The organism is Prescottella agglutinans (assembly GCF_004011865.1).
GTDB lineage: Bacteria > Actinomycetota > Actinomycetes > Mycobacteriales > Mycobacteriaceae > Prescottella > Prescottella agglutinans.
Genome location: NZ_RKLP01000006.1, coordinates 318,011 through 335,348 on the forward strand (window position 1 = coordinate 318,011; position 17,338 = coordinate 335,348).

Sequence of the window (17,338 nt, forward strand, 5' to 3'; positions counted from 1 at the left end):
GTCTAGCTCAGGCTCACTGTGGAACCCGGATGCAGTTGTGCCACCTGCCCACGACACTCGATCTCGATCGACGGCTGGTTACCGGGCGCTGCGCTGACCTCGATCCGGCGACCGTTGATCGTCAACCGGAGGCGGTGCCCGCGGTAGAAGATCGGAAACTCGAGCGTCCCCAGCGTTGCGGGCCAGTCCGGGGAGAACACGAGCCGGTCGCCGCGGACCTCGAGCCCGGAGAAGCAGCGTTGCACGAGGTCGACACTGCCCGCCATCGCCGCCAAGTGGATGCCCTCCGAAGTGGTGCCGCCCTGGATGTCGGCGACGTCGGACGCGAGCACGCGGTCGAAGAACTCCATCGCCTGGTCGCGACTGCCGCGGGCCAGCACCCAGGAATGGACGACGCTGCTCAGCGTCGAGCCGTGTGAGGTTCGTGCAATGTAGTAGTCGATGGTCCGTGGGATGGCGTCCGCTGCGAAGCTGTAGCCCAACCGCTGCAACAGTTCTCGGAGTTCGTCGGCGGAAAGCAGGTAGAAGAGCATGAGCACGTCCGCCTGTTTCGAGGCCTGGTAGCGGTTCACATCGTCGTCTTCGGCCTCGAGAATCCGGTCCAGGCGTTGGATGTTGCCGTAGCGCAGGCCGTAGTCCTTCCAATTCAGTTCCGCCAACTCGCCGTAGCCCTCGAACTGGCTGATCACCCCGTCGTGGAACGGGACGAACATGCGGCGGCTGACGTCCTCCCACCGGGTGATCTCCTGCGTCGGCAGCCCCAGCGCCTGGGTGAGATCCGAGCGGATCTGGCGCGGGATGACTGCGAGTGCCTCGATGGCCCGCAACAGCACCCACACGGTCATCACATTGGTGTATGCGTTGTTGTCGATCCCGTCGTACGGGGCGCCTGGGTATCCTGCGTGGAACTCGTCCGGTCCGATCACGCCGCGGATGACGTACCGGGCGCGGTCTGCATCGAACTCCGCGAGGCCTGCGTAGAAGCGGGCGATCTCGATCAGCATTTCGGCGCCGAGTTCGATGAGGAACTCGAGGTCTCCGGTGACCTGGTAGTACTGCCAGACGTTGTAGGCGACAGCGATGCCGGTGTGCAGTTGGCGGTGGCTCGGATCCGGCTTCCAGCGTCCGGATATCGGATTGAGATGCAGCTGTTGGCTTTCCTCCCGGCCGTCGCTCCCCGACTGCCACGGGAACATCGCTCCGGTTCGTCCGGCCTCGCGCGCCGTGCGCCGGGCCTCCCGAAGACGCCGGTAGCGGTACCGCAGGAGTGACTTGGTCAGCGTGGGGAGTCGCAGGTTCAGTACCGGGAACACGAACAGTTCGTCCCAGAAGATGTGACCTCGATACGCCTCGCCGTGCAGTCCACGGGCCGGTACGCCCGCGTCGAGGTCGGCGGTGTTGGGCGACACCGTCTGCAACAGTTGCAGCAGGTGGAATCGGACGATCCGCAGGGCGTGACCGTGGCCCTCGAGGTCGATGCCGAGGCTGTCCCAGAGCCGGGCCCAGGAGAGGACATGGCCGTCGAGCACCTCCTCGAACCGACCTACGCGAGCAAGCCATCGCGCGGCCTCGTCTGCGGGCTCCGACACTGCGCTGTCGCGACCGGTGAAGACCGTGACCATCTTCTCCGCGGTCACAGACTGGCCGGCCGCCAGATCGACGGTGATGTCGTGTCCGATACGTCCGTCTCCCTCGACCAGGCGATACGAAGTCGGCGGACATTCGTTGTCACGCCACAGGGTGGTGCGGGCGGCGAGCGCGACGGGAATGCGGGAACTCGTGGTCTGCACGGCGATCAACACGGAGTCCGCGGAAAGTTCAGTCGCTTGCACCGGTTCCAGATGCTTGCTCGCCAGTTCGCGGTAGCGCCCGACGAGGGTGTTGTCGACGGCGCCGTCGAGTTCGGATCGCAGTTCGAGACGACCCGACCAGTCCACTGCGGAGATCGTGGTTTCCAGCGCGCAGACGTGGGGGAGGTGCATCGCGACGAACCGCCGCTGCACGACCGAGGTGGTGCGGCCGGCCCCGTCGCGGAACCGTAGCCGTCGGACGAAGACCGCTCGTCTCAAGTCGAGGTACTGACGGTACTCGAGCAGTTCGGTGCGGTCGACGTCGAACCAGGGTCCGCCGTCGACGCGGAACGTGAACGGCAGCCAGTTGGGCAGGTTCACCATGCTTTCGTTGTCGATGACGCGGCCCGCCTTCTCCTCCTGGAGGCGATTGAAGATGCCTGCCGCGTAGGTGCCCGGATAGTGCACCGCTCCGGCGCGTGATTCCGGCGCGCACCCACGCGTGGCGAACGCGCCGTTCCCGACTGTGCACAGCGCCTCACGCAGCTTCTCCGATTTCGGGTCGTAACCTTCGAAGAACACCGTCCAGGGGTCTTCCGGAGGCGGCTCCATGTGTGGATCGCTGCCGACCAGATCAGCGAGTCGCTGTAGAAGTTCGTGGACCTGCGCTGGGCCGTCGACCGCGAACTGTGCCGACGACCGCCTGTCGCCATCTTCGGAGTGCCGCACCACGATCCCGAACCCGGTGTCCTCGATCGCATCGAATGCGTCCTCGTCGGTCAAGTCGTCTCCGACGTAGATCGGGAGCAGATCCTCGGATTCGGTGACGTGGTCGAGCACCCACGACAGCGCCCGTCCCTTGTCCCACTCGACGTCGGGACGCAACTCGGTGACCTTGCGGCCACTCGTGGCGCGAAGTCGTGGTTCGTCCGCGGCGACCGCGCACACCGTTGCGATCACCTCGTCCACACGGTCCGCGTCGACGTTGCGGTGGTGGACTGCTACGGCGAACCGCTTGTGCTCCACCAGAACTCCGGGAACGGACTGCAGCCGATCACGCAGCGTCGAGACGACGCGGTCCAGATCCGGTTCGGCGGCCAGGGCCAGGTCGTTCTGGTAGTGGCGACCGTCCGGGCCGACGAGTTCGAATCCGTGGCTGCCCGCATACCAGAGGCCGGGAACGGCGACACGGGCCTGAACATCTGCAAGATCCCGACCACTGATGATCCCGACCGGACAGTTTCGGGCGAGTCGGGTGAGTTCGGTGGCCACGCCGTCGACGAGGGCGGCCGCGGTGGGTTGGTCGACGATCTCCGCGACCGTGCCGTCGAAGTCGAGGAAGACGGCGGGTCGCCGGGTACGCAGGATCGCGGCGGACTGGTGCCGGGAGGTGAGGGCATCCGGGATCTCGGAGATCCGGTGGGTTCCGCCACGGAAGTCGATGTGCGCCGTGTCGTTGACCACCACGTCGGCCCCGACGCCACGGAACGGCTCCCCGCGGCCCGTGCGGTCGACTCCGATCACCAGCGCGAAGCCGGCCAGACGGCCCGCAACGATGCCAGCGGGTGTTCCGTGTACGGTCCCCGTCCGAGCGGGGCGGCTGCCGAGATCGAGGGCAGTCGCAAGAAGTGCCGCCGGGTCGGTCTCGTCGGGTAATTCCGCGCTCGGCCCCTCGCAGAGCTCGCCGATTCCGGCGGCTTCGAGGATCTGCGGGCCGTGGCGATTCGACGAGCACACGGCAACTCCCAGGCCGGCGCTGCGCAGTCGCCGCACCAACTCCACGGTGGGCGCGAACACCGGCACTTCGTCATGTGCGATCCGGTTCCGGAACGCCTCGTCGACGCGGTTCGCCACCCCCCACTCCGTCTCGGCGATCGGGGAATCGGAGGGAGTGCCGCGGGGCAGTTCGATCCCGCGTGACGCCGCGACGGCCGCGACGGCATCGATCTCGGACGAGCCCTCCACCAATCGGCGGTAGTCGTCCTCCGTGAACGCCTGGTGGGCCACGTAGTCGCCGAAGACCTCGGACCACACGGCGATACTGATCGCGGCGGTATCGACGATCACGCCTTCGAGCGCGAAGATCATCGCATCCACGCGGCGGGGATCGATCACAGAAGGAGTCATCGATCGCACCCCTCTGCGGTCTGCATGGCCCCGCCTTCCACCCGCCGGTCGCGACCGGGAACCGAACCCAGGCCCCGTTTGTCGATACGACCTGCACAGTCGGGCATAACTCGATGGTCCTCAACCTACGCCGGTCCGGCAGCCTCGAACACGCTTTTCGTCGCCGGCAGCGCCGCCGAACGGCCCTATCCGAGCGGGCCCCACTGCCACTAACTTCGACGTTGTACGGCCGTCACCGAAGACGAGGGTGATGCACCATGACCACACGCGATACGCATATGACCCAGTCGGACTACTTCTCCTGGAGCATGGAGCAAGATCCGATTCTGCGGTCGACGATCGTAGCTGTCGTCGTTCTCGACACCACCCCTGATTGGGGTCGACTGGTCACCATGATCGATCGCGCGACGCGAGTGGTGCCGAACTTTCGGCACCGTATAGTTCGCGCGCGGTGGAGCCTCGCCCCACCCCGCTGGACACTCGATCCCGACTTCGACCTGTCGTGGCACCTGCGGCGGATGGCACTTCCCGAGCCGGCCGACCTCGACGCCGTGCTCGAGGTCGCGCGTAGGAGCGCGATGGAAGCGTTCGACATGGCACGTCCGCTGTGGCAGTTCACGCTGCTGACCGGTCTCGACGACGGCCGGGCCGCGTTGGTTCTCAAGGTCCACCATTCGCTGACCGACGGTCTGGGCAGCGTCCAGATCGCCGGCGAGATCGTCGATTTCGCGCGCGAGGGGACGGATCGGGGACCGCTACCGGATGTTCCTGGACCGGCGGAGTTCAGCGATCTCGTGGACACGGCGAAGTGGGCGTGGGAGACCGGCGGCGTCCTGGTCCGAAAGGGTGCAGGTGCGGCCGTGCCGACGCTGCGTCGCGCGTTGGTGAATCCGCTCCGGGCCCTGCAATCTGCCACGACTACCGCGATCGCGGTTGCGCGTTTTGCCCGTCCCATCCCGAGCACACTTTCGCCCGTCATGACCGAACGCAGTCTCCGACGACGTCTCGCGGTGATGGACGTGCCGTTCGAGGATTTGAGTCGGGCTTCGAGAATCGGCGACGGGTCTGTCAACGATGCGTTCCTCGCCGCGCTGCTGCTCGGGATTCGCAGGTACCACGAACGTCAGCACTCCCGTGTCGAGCGACTGCGCGTGACGGTGCCGGTGAGTCTGCGAACCGAATCGGACCGGATAGGGGGCAACCGAATCACTCTCGTTCGGCTCGAGTTCCCCGCGAACGTCGACGATCCGGTCGAACTGATGCACAGGATCGACTGCATCGTCGACAGGTCTCGCAGCGATCCAGCGCTGCCGCTGTCGAACACCATCGCGGGCGCCCTGAATATGCTCCCCACCGACTACCTCGCATCGGTCTTCAAACACGTCGACTTCCTCGCCTCCGACGTCCCCGGTTCGCCGGTCCCCATGTACGTCGCAGGCGCGGAGATCGAGCGGTACTACGCGTTCGGTCCCACGCTCGGCACCGCCCTCAACATCACCCTCATGTCACACGCGGGCACGTGCTGCGTGGGAATCAACGCGGACACGGCCTCCGTGCGGGATCTGCCGGTCATGATCGAGTGCATTGTCGAGGGCTTCCGCGCAGTTCTGCGTGTCGGTGCACCGGCCGGCGCGACGCAGATCGACCTGATGCCGTCCTGGGGAGCGAGCGCCTAGAACCGGCTTTCACCAGCCGCGCTCGCGCCATTCGGCGAGGTGCGGGCGTTCGGTGCCGAGCGTGGAGTCCTTGCCGTGGCCCGGGTAGAAGACGGTGTCGTCGGGGAACCGGCCGAACAGCTTCGCCTCGACGTCGTTCATGAGCGACGCGAACCGCTCGGCGTCCGGTGTCTTGCCGACCCCTCCGGGGAACAGGGAGTCGCCGGTGAACAGGTGGACCCGTCCGCGGTCGTTCTTCTCCGTCAGCGCGAGCGTGATGCCACCCGGCGTGTGTCCGCTCAGGTGGATCACCTCGAGCGTGAGATCGCCCACGGTCACCGTGTCGCCGTCCACGAGGCTGCGCGTCGGCGTGACCGACAGGATCTCCGAGTCCAGGGGGTGTGCGGCGGTGGGCAGTCCGGTCTTGCCGGCGACCTCGGCCAGCGCGAACCAGTGGTCGTGGTGCTGGTGTGTCGTGACGATCAGTTCGAGCTGCGGTGCCTGCTCGTCGATCAGCTGCAGGATCCGCTCACCGTCGTTCGCGGCGTCGATGAGCAGCGACTTCCCGGTTGCGGAACACGTCACCAGGTAGGTGTTGTTGTCCATGGGGCCGACGGACATCTTGATGATCGTGGCGCCCGGGACGGTCCGGCGTTGCGCGGCCGAACCGCCGGACAGATCGCCGGTGTAGTCGTCGTCGATGGTGATGCGCTGCTGCTCCATGATCGGGAGGTTACCGTCGAATCGCGGCGTCGCCGCCCACTGCCGCCGATCGTCGGGGAACCCGCTGGTCGGCGAGTTTGTCGGTGCCCGCGCCTACCATGGGCTGCGCCCGGACGAGTGTCCGTGCCGCGCCGGGCAGCCTGGTCGAACCGAGAAGGGAATACGTGTGGCGGATCGCCTGATCGTGCAAGGTGCACGTGAGCACAATCTGCGAGGGATCAATCTCGATCTGCCCCGGGACAGCCTGATCGTCTTCACGGGACTGTCCGGCTCCGGAAAGTCCAGTCTCGCGTTCGACACGATCTTCGCCGAGGGACAGCGGCGTTACGTCGAGTCGCTGTCGGCGTACGCGCGCCAGTTCCTCGGGCAGATGGACAAGCCCGACGTCGACTTCATCGAGGGTCTCTCGCCCGCGGTGTCGATCGACCAGAAGTCGACGAACCGCAACCCGCGGTCGACTGTCGGCACCATCACCGAGGTGTACGACTACCTGCGCCTGCTGTACGCCCGTGCCGGCACTGCGCACTGCCCGGTGTGTGGTGAGCAGATCGCGCGGCAGACGCCGCAACAGATCGTCGACCAGGTGCTCGAGATGGAGCAGGGCACCAAGTTCCAGGTGCTGGCCCCGGTCGTCCGCACCCGCAAGGGCGAGTTCGTCGACCTGTTCGACCAGCTCAACACCCAGGGCTACTCCCGGGTCCGCGTCGACGGGGTGGTGCATCCGCTCACCGATCCGCCCAAGCTGAAGAAGCAGGAGAAGCACGACATCGAGGTGGTCGTCGACCGTCTCACCGTGAAGGCGAGCGCGAAGCAGCGCCTCACCGACTCGGTCGAAACCGCCCTGCGGCTGGCCGAGGGCATCGTGGTGCTCGATTTCGTCGACCGCGACGAGGACGCTCCCGACCGTGAACGCCGGTTCTCCGAGAAGCTCGCGTGCCCCAACGCACACCCGCTGTCGATCGACGACCTCGAGCCGCGCTCGTTCTCGTTCAACTCGCCGTACGGTGCCTGCCCCGAGTGCACGGGCCTCGGTATTCGCAAAGAGGTCGACCCCGACCTCGTGGTCCCGGATCCGGAACTGTCGCTCGACGACGGCGCGATCGCACCGTGGTCGATGGGGCAGAGCGCCGAGTACTTCGGCCGCCTGCTGTCCGGCCTAGGCGACATCCTGGGCTTCGACATGCAGACGCCGTGGAACAAGCTGCCGGCCAAGGCCCGCAAGGCGATCCTCGAGGGCAGCACCGAACAGGTGCACGTCAAGTACAAGAACCGCTACGGGCGGACCCGCTCGTACTACGCCGAGTTCGAGGGCGTCATGCCGTTCCTGCACCGGCGGCTCGAGCAGACCGAGTCGGAGCAGATGAAGGAACGCTACGACGGGTACATGCGCGACATTCCGTGTCCGGCGTGCAACGGCGCACGTCTGCGTCCCGAGATCCTGTCGGTGTCGATCACGTCGGAGACGTACGGCCAGAAGTCGATCGCCCAGGTGTGTGAGCTGTCGATCGCCGATTGCTCGGCGTTCCTGAACAGCCTCACCCTCGGCGCCCGCGAGGAGGCCATCGCGGGGCAGGTCCTCAAAGAGGTCCAGGCGCGACTCGGGTTCCTGCTCGACGTCGGCCTCGACTACCTGTCGCTCGCGCGTGCCGCCGGCACCCTGTCGGGCGGCGAGGCGCAGCGCATCCGCCTGGCCACCCAGATCGGCTCGGGCCTGGTCGGTGTGCTGTACGTGCTCGACGAGCCGTCCATCGGCTTGCACCAGCGTGACAATCGCCGTCTGATCGAAACCCTCACGCGCCTGCGGGATCTCGGGAACACCCTGATCGTCGTCGAGCACGACGAGGACACCATCCGGACCTCGGACTGGGTCGTCGACATCGGCCCGCTCGCCGGCGAGCACGGTGGCCGCGTGGTCCACAGTGGGTCGTACGAGGAGCTCCTCACGAACGCCGAATCGCTCACCGGTGCGTACCTGTCCGGGCGCAGCACCATCGACGTCCCGGCCGAGCGCCGCGCCGTCGACCGGAAGCGGCAGGTCACTGTCGTCGGCGCCCGCGAGAACAACCTGAAGGGCATCGACGTGAGCTTCCCGCTGGGTGTGCTGACGTCGGTCACCGGGGTGTCCGGCTCGGGCAAGTCGACGCTGGTCAACGACATCCTCGCGACGGTGATGGCGAACAAGCTCAACGGCGCCCGCCAGGTGCCCGGTCGGCACACGCGGATCAACGGCCTCGACCAACTCGACAAGCTGGTCCAGGTGGACCAGTCGCCTATCGGCCGGACACCGCGCTCGAACCCGGCGACCTACACCGGCGTGTTCGACAAGATCCGCACCCTGTTCGCTGCGACCACCGAGGCGAAGGTGCGCGGCTACCAGCCGGGACGCTTCTCGTTCAACGTCAAGGGCGGCCGCTGCGAGGCCTGCTCGGGCGACGGCACCCTGAAGATCGAGATGAACTTCCTGCCGGACGTCTACGTGCCCTGCGAGGTGTGCCACGGGGCGCGGTACAACCGCGAGACGCTCGAGGTGCACTACAAGGGCAAGACCATCGCCGAGGTCCTCGACATGCCGATCGACGAGGCCGCCGAGTTCTTCGAACCGGTCACGTCGATCCACCGCTACCTCAAGACCCTCGTCGAGGTCGGACTCGGCTACGTGCGGCTGGGTCAGCCGGCGCCGACGCTGTCCGGTGGTGAGGCGCAGCGCGTCAAGCTCGCCGCCGAACTGCAGAAGCGCTCGACGGGCCGCACCGTCTACGTGCTCGACGAACCCACGACGGGCCTGCACTTCGAGGACATCCGCAAGCTGCTCAAGGTCGTGAACGGGCTCGTCGACAAGGGCAACACCGTCATCGTGATCGAGCACAATCTCGACGTCATCAAGACGTCGGACTGGATCGTCGACATGGGCCCCGAGGGCGGATCCGGGGGCGGCACCGTCGTCGTCGAAGGAACCCCCGAGGATGTCGCGGCGGTTCCGGAGAGCTACACCGGCCGGTTCCTGAAGGAGGTCCTCACGGCTCCCGCGGTGGCGAACGGTGCGGCCGCCGGCAAGGCGACGGCCCGGAAGGCCACGTCGACGCCGCGCAAGCGGGTCCGGAAGCCGGCCGCGGTCGGTTAACACGCGACAGCGGTGGGGGACCGAGCGTCCCCCACCGCTGCGGTGGATCGGTGGTCCTGACTTGCTGGACCGGGACCTCCTAGGAGCCGAAGCCCAGTACCGCCGAGCCGTAGCGCAGTGCCAACGAGCCGTGCATCAGGAACGAATCAAAGGCGGAAAGTTCGGGCATCTCGGGTGAACCAAGCATGATGTGTGGCTCCTTCGGTGTGGGTTCTCCTGGCGGGGAAACCCTGTGTGGTGGTGGTGCGTGACCGGTGTCAGGCAAACGGCACGGTATCAATGCGAGGCAGTAGCGGGGCCGGTTTCGCCCGGTCGGTCTCTCCACGGTGATTTCAGGCGTTTCCGCCGGTCAGCGCGAAAGTGGACATGTGTCTAACGCTTGATGTGTCGCACGCGCTTCGCCTCCCGGCCGGCGAGGTCGATTGCCGAGGTATCCGCCCGGTTCGCTGTCAGGCGGGCGGTCGCCGTCGGGTGGTCGAAGTCGATTCGACGCGCGGTGTTGCGTGGACCGGGGGCGCCTGTGGGCGGGCTGCAGTGGGGTGGCACGCGAAAGCGGTGGGGGACCGAGCGTCCCCCACCGCTTCGGTGGATCTGGCTTGCTGGATCGGGGCCTATCGCAAGGCCTCGATCACAGGTCGCCCAGGCTGCTGAGGTCGACGCTGCTCAGAAGGACGCCGGGCAGGGGGTCGAGCGAGCCGAGAAGGACGTGGATCTGGGGCTGCAGGGCGTCGAGAACGGCGTAGAGCGATCCCATCCAAAGCTCCTTCGATACGGGTTCTCCCGGCAGGTGAACCGCTGTGTGGTGGCGCATGACCGGTGACACGCGAGGAGCACGGTATCAATGCGGGGCCGTAACGGAGGCGGGTTCTCCGAACTGACCCGTTCTGGTGTTTCCGCCGGTCAGCCCGCGAGGAGTGTGCCCAGTCGGGCCTGAGATCTACGGAGTGGTGGCCGGCGGCTGATTCGCGGCGACGGACGCGGCGAGGGCCTGATCGAGCAGCTTGGGGAGGGCGGCGAGGAGCTCCTCCTTGACGTCGAAGCCGAGCAGTTGGGCGATCTGGAGGAGCGATCCCATTCGTGTCTCCTGGGTCTCGGCCCGGCTCGAGCCGGGCTTGTCGGGCGGAGAAGTGATCTCCGTCATGCCGTCGGGCACGGTATCAACCGAGCGGGAACGATCGACGCGATTTGGCGCAATCCGCAGTTCCGTCGCATTCGACCGGCCGAGCGCACGAAGCCCGCACCCGGGAATCCGGGCGCGGGCTTCGTCTGACGTGGAGAGAAGGGGTCGGCTCAGTAGACCGGGCCGGTGTACTTCTCGCCGGGGCCCTTGCCTGGCTCGTCGGGATGCGCGGACGTCTCGCGGAACGCGCGCTGGAGCGCCTGCAGTCCCTCGCGGATCGGGCCGGCGTGCGGGCCGAGGTACTCGACGGATGCGGTGACGAGGCCGGCGAGGGCCGTGATCACCCGTCGGGCCTCGTCGAGGTCGAGGTGCGGGCTGTTCTCCGGATCGGCGTCCGACAGACCCAGCTTCTCGGCGGCCGAGCTCATGAGCATGACGGCGGCGCGGCTGATCACCTCGATGGCGGGAACGTCGGCGAGATCGCGCACGTCGTCGAGGTCGTCCTCGGCGTGCTGGACGGCTTCGGCAGGGTCGGGGTTCTGCGTCATGCTTGTCAGGATTCCATCGCGGACGGTCGCGGATTCGTCCGGGTCGCGGCGGCCGACGCGATTCGATGCGCGGACCGTTTGATGTTAGGCTGTGCGTCACGACCGCCCTCGGCTCCGGCCAGGGCAGCAAAGTGGAGTCCGACTCCCACCTCTGCGCGGCACCGATCGGTGCAGTTCAGTGGTCCGGTCGCCGCCAGGGCACTTCCCCGGGCGGCTCCTTCGGTCACACGAAGGGATATCAGGTCCGATGTCTCGGAACTGGTGTCGCACCGGTCGACATCGGGCCCCGCACGGCGAGCACCTCGCCGACGCGGGGCTTTCTTGTTGGGGTAGCGGGCGCACGGGCTGCGGCGCGGTCACGTGACTGCACCGCACTACCTAGGAGGCCCCATCAGCACTGAGACCCGCATCAACGAGCGCATCCGAGTTCCCGAGGTTCGCCTCATCGGACCCGGTGGTGAGCAGGTTGGGATCGTGCGTGTCGAGGATGCGCTTCGCGTAGCACTCGAGGCCGACCTCGATCTGGTAGAGGTGGCTCCCGATGCCCGTCCACCGGTCTGCAAGATCATGGACTACGGCAAGTTCAAGTACGAGACGGCGCAGAAGGCGCGCGAGTCGCGGAAGAACCAGCAGCAGACCGTCATCAAGGAGCAGAAGCTCCGTCCCAAGATCGACGATCACGACTACGAGACCAAGAAGCGGAACGTCATCCGCTTCCTCGAGGCCGGTTCGAAGGTCAAGGTCACGATCATGTTCCGTGGTCGCGAGCAGTCCCGGCCCGAGCTCGGGTTCCGTTTGCTGCAGCGTCTCGGCGCCGATGTGGCGGACCTCGGATTCGTGGAGACCTCCGCGAAGCAGGACGGCCGCAACATGACGATGGTGCTCGCCCCGCACAAGGGCGCGAAGACGCGCGCGAAGGCCCAGGAGGGTGCGCAGGCCGCGCAGCCTGCGCAGCCGAAGCCGGCCGCGGGTGACGGTGGCGCTGCGCCGGCGCCGAGCGCCTAGCCCGACCACTTCACGCAAGACCGAAGTACAGAAACACAAGAACTGAGGACTCCATGCCCAAGTCGAAGACCCACAGTGGCACCGCGAAGCGATTCAAGGTGTCCGGTAGCGGAAAGATCCTGCGCCAGAAGGCCGGACGTCGCCACCTGCTCGAGCACAAGAGCTCGCGCGTGACCCGTCGCCTCGACGGCGTTGCCGTCGTCGCAGACCAGGATGCGCCCCGCATCAAGCGTCTGCTCGGCATCTGAGCACTTCCCCTACTTGACCACCCGGGGCGGCAGCGCCCCGAAGATTGACAGGATTTTGCAGTGGCACGCGTAAAGAGGGCAGTCAACGCCCAGAAGAAGCGTCGTTCGATTCTCGAGGCCTCGAGCGGCTACCGCGGACAGCGTTCGCGCCTGTACCGCAAGGCCAAGGAGCAGCAGCTCCACTCGATGACCTACGCCTACCGTGACCGTCGCGCGCGCAAGGGCGACTTCCGGAAGCTGTGGATCGCTCGTATCAACGCTGCGGCTCGCGCCAACGACATCACCTACAACCGCTTCATCCAGGGCCTGAAGGCTGCGGGTGTCGAGGTCGACCGCAAGATCCTCGCCGAGCTGGCCGTCTCCGACGCCGCTGCGTTCGCCGGCCTGGTGGCCGTCGCGAAGGCCGCCCTGCCGGCCGACGTCAACGCTCCGGCCGGAGAAGCGGCCTGAGTCAGCTGTTCCGGAATCGACCCGTGGACCCGTTCACCGAACGGACTCCACGGGTCGTTTCTGCTGTCAAGCTCCTGCGCGGCGCAGAGCGCAGGAAGACGGGACGGTTCCTCGCGGAGGGCGAGAACTCCGTCGCCGAGGCGCTGGTCAGCACCACCGTGCACGAGCTGTTCTTCACCGAACACGCCGGTGAGCGGTACCCCGATTTGATCGAGACCGCGCACGGCGCCGGGATCCGGACATCGCTCGTCACCGATCGGGCGATCCGGGCGATGAGCGACACGGTCACGCCGCCTGGCGTGATCGCGGTCTGTGATCTGCTGGACGTTCCGCTCGCCAGCGCGGTGACGGCCGACACCCGCCTGCTGGCCGTGCCCGTCGCGATCGCCGAACCGGGCAACGCCGGCACCGTGATCCGGGTGGCCGACGCGGTCGGGGCCGACGCCGCGATCCTCGCCGGCGACAGCGTCGACCCGCACAACGGCAAGTGCGTGCGGTCCTCCGCCGGAAGCCTGTTCCACCTCCCGATCGTGCGCGAACGCGACACCGACGCCGTCCTCGACGCGCTCACGGCCGCGGGTATCCAGATCCTCGCGACGGCCGCGGACGGCGAGGTGAACCTCGACGAGGCCGACGACCTGCTGGCCCGTCCCACCGCGTGGCTGTTCGGCAACGAGGCCCACGGACTCGATCCCGCGGTCGCGGCCCGCGCCGACCATCGGGTGCGGATCCCGATCCGGGGTCGTGCCGAGAGCCTCAACCTGGCGACCGCGGCGTCCATCTGCCTGTACGCGAGCGCGCGCGTCCAGCATCGGGGCACGTGACGGTCCGCCGAACTCGTTCGAACCGTCCTGGGCCGATCGCCTAGGATTCGAGTGTTGTGCCCGCGCGCGCTGATATCCATCGATAGACAAGGAGTTGCACCGGTCGTGGCTAAGAATGAGGGCGGTGCCCCGCCGACTGTCGATGCGAACGCGCTGACCGAGGAGGCGCTCGGTGCCGCGGCAATCGCCGCCGAGGAGGCGTTCGCGGCGGCCGCGGATCTCGACGAACTCGCCAAGGCCAAGATCGATCACCTGGGCGACAAGGCGCCGATCGCGCTCGCGAAGCGCGGTCTGGGTGCGCTGCCCAAGGAGGAGCGGTCCGAGGCCGGTAAGCGGGTGAACGTGGCCCGCACCCGGGTCGCCACCGCGTTCGACGCGCGCCGCGAGGTGCTGCTCGCCGAGCGTGACGCGGCCGTGCTGGTCGCCGAGGCGATCGACGTGACGCTGCCGTCCGATCGTCGGCCCGCCGGTGCGCGGCACCCGATCACGATCATCTCCGAGCAGATCGCCGACGTGTTCGTCGGCATGGGCTGGGAGGTCGCGGAGGGCCCCGAGGTCGAGACCGAGCACTTCAACTTCGACGCGCTCAACTTCCTGCCGGACCACCCGGCACGCACGATGCAGGACACCTTCCACATCGCGCCCGAGGGCTCGCGTCAGGTGCTGCGCACCCACACCTCGCCGGTGCAGGTCCGGACGATGCTCTCGCGGGAGATCCCGATCTACGTGGTGTGCCCCGGGCGGACGTTCCGCACCGACGAACTCGACGCGACCCACACGCCGGTCTTCTCCCAGATCGAGGGTCTGGCGGTGGACAAGGGCCTGACCATGGCGCACCTGCGGGGCACGCTCGACGCCTTCGCCCGCGCGCTGTTCGGGCCGGAGACGCGAACCCGCATGCGCCCCAACTACTTCCCGTTCACCGAGCCGTCGGCCGAGGTGGACGTGTGGTTCCCGAACAAGAAGGGCGGCGCCGGCTGGGTCGAGTGGGGCGGCTGCGGCATGGTGAACCCGAACGTGCTGCGCGCGTGCGGGATCGACCCCGAGGAATACTCCGGCTTCGCATTCGGCATGGGTCTGGAGCGGACGCTGCAGTTCCGCAACGGCATCCCCGACATGCGCGACATCGTCGAGGGCGACGTGCGGTTCACGCTGCCCTTCGGTGTCCAGGCCTGAGACCACTCACGAGCGAGAGAGCTGAGTAGACGTGCGAGTAGCGCAATCGTGGCTGACCGAGATCCTGCAGCGGGCGACGCCGGACTGGCAGGTGACCGCCGACGAACTGGACGCCGGGTTCGTCCGCGTCGGCCTCGAGGTCGAGGAAGTCGATCCGCTCGAGCCCGTGACCGGTCCGCTGGTCGTGGGCCGGGTCCTGGAGATCGAGGAGCTCACCGAGTTCAAGAAGCCGATCCGCTTCTGCAAGGTCGACGTCGGAGCCGACGAACCGCAGGAGATCGTGTGCGGCGCCCGGAACTTCGCCGAGGGTGACCTCGTCGTCGCAGCCCTGCCGGGCGCGGTCCTGCCGGGTGGTTTCGCGATCGCCTCCCGCAAGACGTACGGCAAGGTGTCCAACGGCATGATGTGCTCGGCCTCCGAGCTGGGCATCGGCAAGGACCACTCGGGCATCCTCGTCCTCGAGCCGGGGACCGCCGAGCCGGGCACCGACGCCAACGAGCTGTTGGGCCTCGACGACACGATCATCGAGCTGAACATCACCCCCGACCGCGGCTACTGCTTCTCGGTGCGCGGTCTCACGCGGGAGCTCGCCTGCGGTTTCGATCTGGGCTTCGCCGATCCGGCCGCGGTGCCGGCGCTGCCGTCCGACGGCGGCGAGGCGTGGTCGATCCAGCTGGAGCCGGAGTCGAAGGCCACCCGTTTCACGGCCCGCCGGATCACCGGAATCGACCCCAAGGCCGTCAGCCCGTGGTGGCTGCAGCGCCGGCTGCTGATGTCGGGTGTGCGCCCGATCTCGCCGGCGGTCGACGTCACCAACTACGTGCTGCTCGAGCTGGGCCAGCCGCTGCACGCGTTCGACGCCGCGAAGGTCCAGGGCGGTCTCGTGGTGCGCCGCGCCGAGGCGGGGGAGAAGCTGACCACCCTCGACGGCGTGGAGCGGACCCTCGATCCCGAGGACGTCGTGATCGCGGACGACTCCGGTGCGGTCTCGCTCGCCGGTGTCATGGGCGGCGCCACCACCGAGGTCCACGACGGCACCACCGACATCCTGCTCGAGTCCGCGACGTGGGATCCGCTCGCGGTGTTCAAGACGTCGCGTCGACACAAGCTGATCAGCGAGGCCAGCAAGCGGTACGAGCGCGTCGTCGACCCCGAGGTCGCGCTCCCGGCGCTGGACCGTGCGGCGGCGCTGCTGGTCGAGATCGCGGGCGGCACCGTCGAGCCGGTGCTGACCGACGTCGGTGGTGTCGCGCCGGCGGGCCAGATCCGCATGGACATCGACCTGCCCGACCGTGTCGCCGGCGTCGCCTACCCGAACGGCACCGCCGCGCGGCGGCTGACGCAGATCGGCTGCGTCGTCGAGGTCGGCGTCAGCGAGTCCGGGCACGGTCAGCTCGTCGTGACGCCGCCGTCGTGGCGCCCCGACCTGGTACAGCCGGCCGATCTGGTCGAGGAGGTGCTGCGCCTCGAGGGTCTCGAGCAGATCCCGTCGGTGCTCCCGCACGCCCCCGCCGGTCGCGGCCTCACCCCGGAACAGCGCCGCCGCCGCACCGTCGGCAAGATGCTGGCCGCGTCGGGGTTCGTGGAGATCCTGCCGCCGGTGTTCCTGCCGCACGCCGTGTTCGACACGTGGGGCCTGGACGCCGACGACCCGCGCCGCAACACCACCCGGGTGCTCAACCCGCTCGAGTCCGATCGTCCCGAGCTCGGCACCACGCTGCTGCCCGGCATGCTCGAGGTGCTGGCCCGCAACGCTTCTCGCGGTCAGCGCGACCTGTCGCTGTACGGCATCGCGCAGGTGGTGCAGCCGGGTCCGGACACCAAGCCGGTCGACGCGCTGCCGGTGGACCGCCGTCCCACGGACGAGCAGATCGCCGAGCTGTTGAAGTCGCTGCCCGCGCAGCCGGTGCACGTCGCGGTGGTGCTGTCGGGTCTGCGGGAGCCGTCCGGGCCGTGGGGTGCGGGCCGTCCCGCCGAGGCGGCGGACGCGTTCGCCGCGGTGCAGACGATCGCCGACGCCGCCGGGGTCGCGGTGGAACTGCGCGCCGCGCAGTACCTGCCGTGGCACCCGGGCCGCTGCGCCGAGGTCGTGTTCGACGGAAAGGTCGTCGGGCACGCCGGCGAGCTGCACCCGGCGGTGCTCGAGCGGGCCGGGCTGCCGGCGCGCACGTGCGCGGTCGAGGTCGACCTCGACGCGCTTCCTGTCGCCGAAGTTCTTCCGGTGCCGCGGATCTCGCCGTTCCCCGCCGTCCTGCAGGACGTCGCGGTGGTCGTCGACGCCTCGGTTCCGGCGGCTGCGGTCGAGGCGTCCCTGCGGAGCGGCGGCGGTGAACTGCTCGAGGACATCCGCCTGTTCGACGTCTTCGAGGGCGCGCAGGTGGGCGAGGGCCGCAAGTCGTTGGCGTTCGCACTTCGATTCCGCGGCACCGACCGCACACTGACCGAGGACGAGGCCAGCGCCGCACGCGATGCGGCGGTCGCGGCCGCGGCGGACGCCGTCGGGGCCGTTCTGCGCGGCTGACACCCGAGTTCGACCGATGAGGGGCTCCTC

The 17,338-nt window shown here is 68.0% G+C and carries 13 protein-coding genes; 8 read left to right on the forward strand and 5 right to left on the reverse strand.

Translation table 11 applies throughout. The features are described from left to right. Nucleotides 1-2: 2 nt before the first annotated feature. Nucleotides 3-3,917 (reverse strand): trehalose-phosphatase, encoded by a 3,915-nt coding sequence (gene otsB / locus EGT67_RS13790; protein WP_127916626.1) that lies wholly within the window; start codon nucleotides 3,915-3,917, stop codon nucleotides 3-5. A gap of 257 nt (nucleotides 3,918-4,174) precedes the next feature. Here otsB and EGT67_RS13795 point away from each other — a divergent pair, with 257 nt between their 5' ends. Next, on the forward strand, nucleotides 4,175-5,593 hold the full coding sequence (locus EGT67_RS13795; RefSeq protein ID WP_241566022.1) for a wax ester/triacylglycerol synthase domain-containing protein: 1,419 nt from the start codon (nucleotides 4,175-4,177) through the stop codon (nucleotides 5,591-5,593). 9 nt (nucleotides 5,594-5,602) lie between these two features. Here the strand turns inward: EGT67_RS13795 and EGT67_RS13800 are convergent, their stop codons facing one another. After that, the gene (locus tag EGT67_RS13800; RefSeq protein ID WP_127916627.1) at nucleotides 5,603-6,295 is read right to left on the reverse strand and encodes an MBL fold metallo-hydrolase; all 693 of its coding nucleotides are present in this window, start codon (nucleotides 6,293-6,295) and stop codon (nucleotides 5,603-5,605) included. A gap of 166 nt (nucleotides 6,296-6,461) precedes the next feature. On the opposite strand from EGT67_RS13800, the gene uvrA reads away from it, so the two are divergent. Further along, nucleotides 6,462-9,416 carry an excinuclease ABC subunit UvrA gene (uvrA, locus tag EGT67_RS13805; protein WP_127916628.1) on the forward strand — a complete coding sequence of 985 codons (2,955 nt, stop codon included), beginning with the start codon at nucleotides 6,462-6,464 and terminating at the stop codon, nucleotides 9,414-9,416. 628 nt (nucleotides 9,417-10,044) lie between these two features. Here uvrA and EGT67_RS25470 read toward each other — a convergent pair. The 3 genes from EGT67_RS25470 to EGT67_RS13810 all read right to left on the reverse strand — a co-directional run bounded on the left by EGT67_RS25470 (nucleotide 10,045) and on the right by EGT67_RS13810 (nucleotide 11,084). Next, nucleotides 10,045-10,170 (reverse strand): hypothetical protein, encoded by a 126-nt coding sequence (locus tag EGT67_RS25470; protein WP_277750152.1) that lies wholly within the window; start codon nucleotides 10,168-10,170, stop codon nucleotides 10,045-10,047. A 183-nt stretch (nucleotides 10,171-10,353) separates the two neighbouring features. After that, entirely contained in the window at nucleotides 10,354-10,491 is a 138-nt protein-coding gene (locus EGT67_RS25095) for a hypothetical protein (RefSeq protein ID WP_164877565.1), read from the reverse strand. 215 nt (nucleotides 10,492-10,706) lie between these two features. After that, nucleotides 10,707-11,084 (reverse strand): DUF1844 domain-containing protein, encoded by a 378-nt coding sequence (locus EGT67_RS13810; RefSeq protein ID WP_127916629.1) that lies wholly within the window; start codon nucleotides 11,082-11,084, stop codon nucleotides 10,707-10,709. Nucleotides 11,085-11,444: 360 nt separating this feature from the next. On the opposite strand from EGT67_RS13810, the gene infC reads away from it, so the two are divergent. The 6 genes from infC (at nucleotide 11,445) to pheT (ending at nucleotide 17,308) form a co-directional block, all read left to right on the forward strand. Next, nucleotides 11,445-12,089 carry a translation initiation factor IF-3 gene (gene infC, locus EGT67_RS13815; protein ID WP_206612372.1) on the forward strand — a complete coding sequence of 215 codons (645 nt, stop codon included), beginning with the start codon at nucleotides 11,445-11,447 and terminating at the stop codon, nucleotides 12,087-12,089. A 53-nt stretch (nucleotides 12,090-12,142) separates the two neighbouring features. Then, nucleotides 12,143-12,337, forward strand: a complete 195-nt coding sequence (gene rpmI / locus EGT67_RS13820; RefSeq protein WP_127916630.1) for a 50S ribosomal protein L35 — start codon at nucleotides 12,143-12,145, stop codon at nucleotides 12,335-12,337. Between the two features lie 60 nt (nucleotides 12,338-12,397). Beyond that, entirely contained in the window at nucleotides 12,398-12,787 is a 390-nt protein-coding gene (gene rplT / locus EGT67_RS13825) for a 50S ribosomal protein L20 (protein WP_031938929.1), read from the forward strand. Between the two features lie 23 nt (nucleotides 12,788-12,810). Next, nucleotides 12,811-13,611 (forward strand): TrmH family RNA methyltransferase, encoded by an 801-nt coding sequence (locus EGT67_RS13830; RefSeq protein WP_127916631.1) that lies wholly within the window; start codon nucleotides 12,811-12,813, stop codon nucleotides 13,609-13,611. Between the two features lie 105 nt (nucleotides 13,612-13,716). Continuing rightward, nucleotides 13,717-14,787 (forward strand): phenylalanine--tRNA ligase subunit alpha, encoded by a 1,071-nt coding sequence (gene pheS, locus EGT67_RS13835; RefSeq protein ID WP_127916632.1) that lies wholly within the window; start codon nucleotides 13,717-13,719, stop codon nucleotides 14,785-14,787. Nucleotides 14,788-14,818: 31 nt separating this feature from the next. Beyond that, nucleotides 14,819-17,308 (forward strand): phenylalanine--tRNA ligase subunit beta, encoded by a 2,490-nt coding sequence (gene pheT / locus EGT67_RS13840; protein ID WP_127916633.1) that lies wholly within the window; start codon nucleotides 14,819-14,821, stop codon nucleotides 17,306-17,308. Nucleotides 17,309-17,338: the final 30 nt, after the last annotated feature.

Excerpts from the sequence above, each read along its gene's own strand:
- otsB (WP_127916626.1), bottom strand. The coding sequence starts at position 3,917 with ATGACTCCTTCTGTGATCGATCCCCGCCGCGTGGATGCGATGATCTTC.
- EGT67_RS13795 (WP_241566022.1), top strand. The coding sequence starts at position 4,175 with ATGACCACACGCGATACGCATATGACCCAGTCGGACTACTTCTCCTGG.
- EGT67_RS13800 (WP_127916627.1), bottom strand. The coding sequence starts at position 6,295 with ATGGAGCAGCAGCGCATCACCATCGACGACGACTACACCGGCGATCTG.
- EGT67_RS25470 (WP_277750152.1), bottom strand. The coding sequence starts at position 10,170 with ATGGGATCGCTCTACGCCGTTCTCGACGCCCTGCAGCCCCAGATCCAC.
- EGT67_RS25095 (WP_164877565.1), bottom strand. The coding sequence starts at position 10,491 with ATGGGATCGCTCCTCCAGATCGCCCAACTGCTCGGCTTCGACGTCAAG.
- EGT67_RS13810 (WP_127916629.1), bottom strand. The coding sequence starts at position 11,084 with ATGACGCAGAACCCCGACCCTGCCGAAGCCGTCCAGCACGCCGAGGAC.
- rpmI (WP_127916630.1), top strand. The coding sequence starts at position 12,143 with ATGCCCAAGTCGAAGACCCACAGTGGCACCGCGAAGCGATTCAAGGTG.